At 51.4% G+C, this 8,081-nt stretch carries 1 protein-coding gene; it reads left to right on the top strand.

From position 1 onward, the window contains the following. Window positions 1-8 precede the first annotated feature (8 nt). Window positions 9-8,081: amino acid adenylation domain-containing protein (locus Xets_RS10610; protein ID WP_187651627.1), on the top strand; the 8,073-nt coding region annotated here is incomplete at its 3' end.

Here is an 8,081-nt window from a genome sequence, read left to right as displayed (position 1 = left end):
GGAATAACATGAACCGCGATAACCTGAAACGTGCTGTTTTACAAAAGAAAATTAAAGAGCAATTACGACATAACAAGCATCATCAGAAGCGGCCACCCATCAAGCAGGCAGCCCGTGATCTTCCTCTGCCATTGTCCTTCGCCCAGCAGCGGCTGTGGTTCCTTAACCAACTCGATCCTGTCGCCAGTTTGGCCTATCATCTTTCAATAGCGCTGCGCCTGACGGGCCAACTTAACCGTGATGCCCTGACTAACACGTTCGAACGCCTGATTGCGCGTCACGAAAGCCTGCGTACCCGCTTTATGCTGATTGAGGGCCAGCCCTGCCAATACATTGATTCTTCTGATATGGGCTTTACCCTGTCCTGCCATGATCTGCGTCCGTTAGACACCGAAACGCGCACTCACCGTCTCGCCGAACTGACCGCCCTTGAAGCACAGACACCTTTCGACCTGACCCAAGGCCCATTGATCCGCGGCCAACTGTTACAACTAACGGATGAAGAACATGTGTTATTGCTCACCCAGCATCACATCATTTCTGACGGCTGGTCTATCGGGGTGCTGGTGCACGAACTAGGTGCGCTCTATCGTGCGGCTCTCGACAACCATGATGATCCGCTTCCGTCACTGCCCTTTCAGTATGTTGACTATGCCGTCTGGCAGCGCGAGTGGTTACAAGGCACCGTCCTTGCCAAACAACGCGATTTTTGGTGTACGCAACTTAAGGGCGCCCCAGCCTTGCTGACACTGCCCACGGATCGGCTACGCCCCTCCGTACAGACTTATGCAGGTAAACAGGTGCTTATTCAGTTTGATGCGGCCTTGCTGGCATCACTTAAGTCATTTGGACAACGGCATCACACGACTCTGTTTATGACTGTACTGGCAGCCTGGAGTATTGTACTCGCCCGACTTAGTGGACAGAATGACATTGTCATCGGCACGCCAGTCGCCAACCGCCCGCACCGTGAGCTTGAGGGGCTGGTCGGTTTCTTTGTCAATACGCTGGCCTTGCGTGTCACCTTCAAGGGTAATCTCAATGTGGCGGATTTGCTTGCCCAGATTCGGGAACGGGCGCTTGCCGCCTATGCCCATCAGGATCTGCCTTTTGAACAGGTGGTGGAAGCGCTCCAGCCTGAACGCAGCCTAAGCTACAGCCCGATCTTCCAAGTGATGTTGGCTTTAAACAATACGCCCGCCAGAACCCTGACGTTACCGGGCCTCCAACTCACTCAAATTGAACAAGCACGCCACAATACCCACTTCGATATAACCTTGTCGCTGACCGAAACCGAATCGGGTCTGTTCGGAGAACTGGAATATGCTGTTGATCTGTTTGATTCCTCAACGATAGAGCGTATGGCCGGCTATTTGAAACGGGTACTTGTGGCAATGACAAGAGATGCCGAACAGACTATTGCCAGCCTGCCTATATTGTCAGCATCGGAGCGGCACCAATTGTTGGTGGAATTCAACGCCACTCAAACTGATTTCCCACAGGAAGCCCTGATCCATCAACTGGTCGAAGCGCAAACTGCACAAACGCCGAATGCGACTGCGGTAGTGTGTGGAGAACAGTCTCTCCGCTATGGGGAATTGAACCGTTATGCCAATCATCTGGCTCATCATTTGATTACTCTGGGGGTACATCCAGACGATCGAATCGCTCTCTGTGTCGAACGCAGTTTAGAAATGGTGGTAGGATTGCTGGCTATTCTCAAGGCAGGTGGCGCTTATGTCCCGCTCGATCCCGCTTATCCAACAAATCGATTAGCCTATATGCTTGAGGATGCAGCTCCCGTCGTGGTCATCACGCAGAAAAAACTATCCGACAGACTGGCTCACTCTGTACCTACGGTATTCATCGATAATTTACTCGACAATGACAATCACGAACCCTTAAGTCAATCAATAGGCAATCCCGATGCGCAATCACTGGGCTTAACGTCAAAGCATCTGGCTTACGTGATCTACACGTCAGGCTCCACCGGAGCACCCAAAGGGGTTGCGATTGCCCATCGCAATACCGTGAATTTCCTGACCTGGGCTCAACGAGCTTTTCGCCCCGAAGCCTTGGCTCATACCCTGTTCGCGACTTCATTTAATTTTGATTTGTCCGTGTACGAATGTTTTGCGCCACTGATTTCTGGTGGCACAGTTCATATTGTTCCTGATGCCCTGTCGTTAATCACGACTAAGTCCTCTTCGACAGAACAGGCGATCAGCCTGATTAATACGGTGCCGTCGGCCATCGCACATTTGAGCGAGACAAACGCCATTCCTCCCACCGTTAAAACCATTAATTTGGCGGGTGAAGCGTTGAAACCCCATATCGTTGAACATCTGTTTGCCCATTCAGAGGTAGAAGATATCTGCAATCTCTATGGCCCTTCGGAGACGACAACGTATTCAACCTGGACACGCATGCATCGGACAACAAATGTTGTTTCTCATATTGGCCGCCCCATCGCCAATACCCAGATCTATATCCTTGACGCTACCGGTCAGCCCGTTCCTCTTGGGGTTAGCGGTGAAATTTATATCGCCGGTGCTGGCGTGGCCCGTGGTTATCTGAATCGGCCTGAACTGACGGCCGAACGCTTCCTAAACGATCCCTTCTCTTCAGAACCGAACGCGCGTATGTATAAAACCGGCGATCTGGGTCGTTGGCGGCCTGATGGCAATCTCGAATATCTGGGTCGCAATGATTTTCAGGTCAAACTACGCGGTTTCCGTATCGAACTGGGGGAAATCGAAACACAGCTTATGCAGTGTCACGGGGTGCGCGAAGCCGTGGTGATTGCCCGTGAAGATGAGCCGGGGCAGAAACGGCTAGTCGCCTATCTGCGGCCTCTGGATGGTGCCGAGCTGGTGCCGGCCGAATTGCGTCAGCAACTCGCCCAACACCTGGCCGATTATATGTTACCCAGCGCCTTTGTGACATTGGAAACTTTCCCGCTGAATTCTAATGGCAAACTTGACCGTCAGGCCCTGCCTGCCCCCGATACATCTGCGGTGATAGCTCGCGGCTATGAAACGCCGGTCGGAGAGATAGAAACGTCTTTAGCCCGGATCTGGCAAGATTTGCTGGGACTGGAACGAGTCGGTCGTCATGACCATTTCTTTGAACTCGGCGGGCACTCATTGATGATCATCAACCTTATTGAACAACTGCATAACCTGGGTTGGCGGCTTGACGTGCGCAGTGTGTTCGCGACCCCGATCCTCAGTGAGCTGGCGCAAACCATCCTGGCATATCAAGACAATACCTGCACTTTCGACGTGCCACCCCAGCTTATTCCCGCAGGCTGTACTTCCATTACCCCGGATATGCTGTCACTGGTTTCGTTGCCCCAAAACGAGATTGATGCCATCGTCGCGGCTGTACCGGGAGGAGCCGCCAATGTGCAGGATATCTATCCACTGGCACCGTTACAGACAGGCATTCTCTTCCAGCACTTGCTACAGACACAAGGTGATGATTATCTGCTGCAAAGCCTGCTCGCGTTCGATACCCGCGAACGTCTTGATGCCTTTTTAGCTGCACTGCAACACATTATCGATCGCCATGACATTCTGCGAACTGCCGCCTATTGGCAAGATCTGGCCCAGCCAGTTCAGGTGGTTTGGCGTCAGGCATCGCTGTATATCAATGTCTTCACCCCGACCACGGAAAGCGATGTTTTATCGCAACTACGTGCTGGCACAGATCCGCGCCAACATCGCCTCGATCTGAGCCGCGCGCCGCTGTTCGCCGCAGATATCGCCCATGATCCTGTACACAATGAGTGGTTGTTATCTTTGCGTTTTCATCATCTGGTCAGTGATCATATGACACTGGAGCTGATTTTCGCTGAGATTGCCCACGTGTTGCAGGGAAATGCCGCCATGCTGCCCACTGCCTTACCTTATCGCAACTTTATTGCCCGGACATTAAGTGTGCCAGTAGCAGAGCATGAAGCCTATTTCCGTGACCAACTGGCTGATATTGAGGAGCCAACCGCTCCCTACGGGATACTCAACGTACCCAACGATAATCGGGCTATCAACGAACACAGTCTGCCGCTTGATCCCACTTTGGCAAAGGCGATTCGTTCTCAGGCTCGCCGTTTAGGCATCAGTCCCGGCGTCCTGTTTCATGTCGCGTGGGCGCAAGTGTTGGCTCAAACCAGCGGTCATTACGATGTGGTCTTTGGCTCGGTATTATTGGGGCGTTTGCAGGGGATCGCAGGAGCCAACAAAATATTGGGTATGTTTATTAACACGCTGCCGATACGGATTACTCTGACCGGACTCAGCGTGCAAGAAGTAGTACAGGCCACCTACCGCAATCTGACCCTGTTATTAGAACATGAACAGGCCCCATTATCGCTGGCACAACGATGCAGTGGCGTGACCCAACCGATACCGTTGTTCAGTGCCTTATTGAATTATCGTCACAGTCAATCTGGTGAAGTAGAAACGGTCGACTCGGCCTGGACCGGGATACGCATTTTGGCGGCAGAAGAACGAACCAACTATCCAATCACGCTATCAGTGGATGATATGGGGGTTGGTTTCCACTTAACTGCCCAAACTGTGACGAATATTGATCCTGCACGCATAACCCATTATCTGATCACTGCCATCAGCGGTCTTATTGATGCACTCACTCATAACCCACAGCAACCCATTCTGCACGTGCCGATCCTGCCTGCCCTGGAACAACAACTGCTGGCAGGCTTCAATGCCACACAAACCGATTTTCCGCAGGATGCCCTGATTCACCAACTGTTTGAAATAGAAGCGATACAGCATCCCGACGCTATCGCCGTGGTGTCCGGTGAACAGTCACTTAGCTATGGTGAACTCAATCGCCATGCCAATCGTTTAGCGCATCATTTAATGACGTTGGGTGTACGCCCAGACGATCGTGTCGCGATGAGTGTCGAACGCAGTCTGGAAATGGTGGTTGGTTTGCTTGGTATCCTCAAGGCTGGTGGGGCTTATGTGCCACTTGATCCGGCTTATCCTGCCGAACGACTGGCCTATATGCTTGAAGACTCGGCACCAGCGGTGGTACTGACCCAAAGAGCATGGCTTGATATTTTTACAAGTACTGAATCAACTGATGCTATTCCTATCATCACACTTGATGTCCAAGATTCCGTCATGGAAGCACAGCCAGATCACAATCCAGAGGTATCAGGTCTGACTGCCCATCATCTAGCCTATGTTGTTTATACCTCTGGCTCCACCGGTCTGCCCAAAGGGGTAATGAGTAGTCACCAAGCCTTATGCAATCGGCTACTGTGGTTCGTCCGAGATATCGCAACCCCGCCATTAGTTGGAGCGCTGAAAACCAGTATCAGCTTTGTCGATTCAGTCACTGAAACCCTGGGCGTGCTGCTGGCAGGGGGCAAACTGGTAGTTTTTGATAACCACGAAGTCAAAGATCCTGTCCGTTTCAGTGAAGGCTTGCAGCGTTTTGATGTTAACTACTTGGTCGTCGTACCTTCCCTCTTGAAAATATTGATACAAGGTAGTGATAAACAAGGCGATAAAGGTCATTATCTGAAATCAATTAAAATGTTGATTTGCAGCGGAGAACGGCTTGCACCTGAGTTAGCACAACAAGTAGTCACTGAGTATCCCTGGCTCCGTCTCCTTAATTTCTATGGTTCGTCCGAGATCAATGGTGATGCCACTTGGTATGAATATTCTGCTCAATCAGGTGTACCGCCAGTTTCAGTGATTGGCCGCCCCATCGCCAATACCCAAAGCTACATTCTCGATTCCCAAGGGCAACTCACTCCCTTTGGTGTCACGGGGGAAATTTATATCGCCGGCATTGGTCTGGCTCGCGGTTATCTAAACCAACCTGAACTGACCACTGAACGCTTCCTTGCCAATCCGTTTTCTTCAGAATCAGGCGCACGTATGTATAAAACCGGTGACCTCGGCCGCTGGTTGCCCGATGGCAACATCGAATACCTTGGCCGCAATGATTTTCAGGTCAAGCTGCGCGGCTTCCGCATCGAATTGGGAGAAATAGAGGCACAACTGATGCTGTGTGATGGGGTGCGTGAAGCAGTAGTGATCGCCCGCGAAGATGAACCAGGGCAAAAACAGTTGGTTGCCTATCTGCGGCCACAGGATGGTGCTGAACTGGTGCCCGCTGAATTGCGTCAGCAACTCAGTCAGTACCTTGCCGACTATATGCTGCCCAGCGCTTTTGTCACGTTAGCCACTTTCCCGTTAACGCCTAACGGTAAACTCAACCGACAGGCGCTCCCTGTGCCGGATGCTGCTGCCGTAGTGACGCGCAGCGACGAAGCGCCTGTCAGTGAAATAGAAACGGCGTTGGCACAAATCTGGCAAGACTTGCTAGGACTGGAACGTGTTGGCCGTCACGATCATTTCTTTGAGCTGGGTGGACATTCTCTACTTGCCGTCCAGCTTGTTGCTCGTATTCGCCAGATGTTGGCACGGGAGTTGCCGTTACAGACCCTCTTTGACCAACCCATTCTAATGACACTCGCTCATACGCTGGCTAGAACGGCTACAACGACTCCGCCTGTTATTCCCATTGCTGACCGCAACCAGCCATTACCTCTGTCCTTTGCCCAACAACGTTTATGGTTCCTCAGTCAGCTCGATCCGGCAGCGAGTCAGGCCTACCATTTGCCTGCGGCACTACGCCTGACCGGTTCACTTAATCATCATGCCTTGGCTGTTGCCCTTGATCGTCTGGTTGCCCGCCATGAAAGCCTGCGCACTCGCTTTATATTGATTGAGGGGCAACCTTACCAATACATTGAACCCGCTGACATCGGTTTTACCTTGTCCTGCCACAACCTGTGCCAGCTTGATCCAGCCTTGCATACCCATCGGGTTGACGAGCTTATCCAACTCGAATCTCAAACTCTCTTCGATTTCGCGCAAGGACCACTTATTCGCGGCCAACTGCTGCAACTGGCAGACAAAGAGCACGTCTTGCTGTTGACCCTGCATCACATTATCACCGATGGTTGGTCTCTTAGTGTACTAGTGCGAGAATTGGGAATTTTCTACCGTGCGGCGCTTGATGGCAATGAAGATCCTTTACCACCACTGCCCATCCAGTATGCTGATTATGCCGTTTGGCAACATGTGCAACTACAAGAAACGACCCTCGCGACACAACGTGATTTCTGGTGTGCTCAGCTTGAAGGTGTGCCGACTTTACTGACGCTCCCCACGGATCGGCCACGCCCAGCCATACAAACCTATGTTGGCGGCCAAGCCTCTTTCCAGCTTGATGCCGCGTTGTTGGCGTCACTTAAAGAACTTGGACAGCGCCATAATAGCACCTTATTTATGACCCTACTGGCTGGCTGGAGTATTGTACTCGCCAGGCTTAGTGGTCAGGATGATATTGTCATCGGCACCCCAGTCGCCAACCGCCCACACCATGAGCTTGAAGGAGTGATTGGATTCTTTGTCAATACGCTGGCCTTACGTGTTAAATTCAATGATGACCTCAAGATAGCAGATCTGCACGCACAAGTTCGGAAACGAGCACTTGCCGCCTATGCTCATCAGGATCTGCCTTTCGAACAGGTCGTGGAAGCACTCCAGCCTGAACGTAACTTAAGCTACAGTCCCATCTTTCAGGTAATGCTGACCTTGAACAACACACCCGCTCAGAACTTGGTATTACCTGATTTACAGCTCTCATCAATTGAACAGGCATATCATGGTGCCTATTTTGACATCACATTATCACTCACTGAAACCGAATCTGGTTTAGTCGGTGCTATAACCTATGCTGCTGATTTGTTCGATTTAGCCACTATTGAGCGTATGGTTAGCTACTTAAAAAATATACTGGTAGCCATGGTCACTGATGAAACGCAACGCATTGTCACTCTGCCGATAATGCCAGAATCGGAACAGCAATTACTGGTGGATTTCAATGCCACACAGGTGGATTTCCCGCCAAACACCTTAATCCACCCTCAGTTTGAAGCACTGGCAGAGCAACAACCCAATGCCCCCGCCGTGATATTTGAAGAGCAAACTATTCGCTATGGCGAACTGAACCGCCGTGCTAATCAG

The sequence above is a fragment of the Xenorhabdus sp. TS4 genome (genome assembly GCF_014467265.1).
Lineage (GTDB): Bacteria > Pseudomonadota > Gammaproteobacteria > Enterobacterales > Enterobacteriaceae > Xenorhabdus > Xenorhabdus ehlersii.
This window is presented reverse-complemented; position numbering and strand designations above follow the sequence as displayed.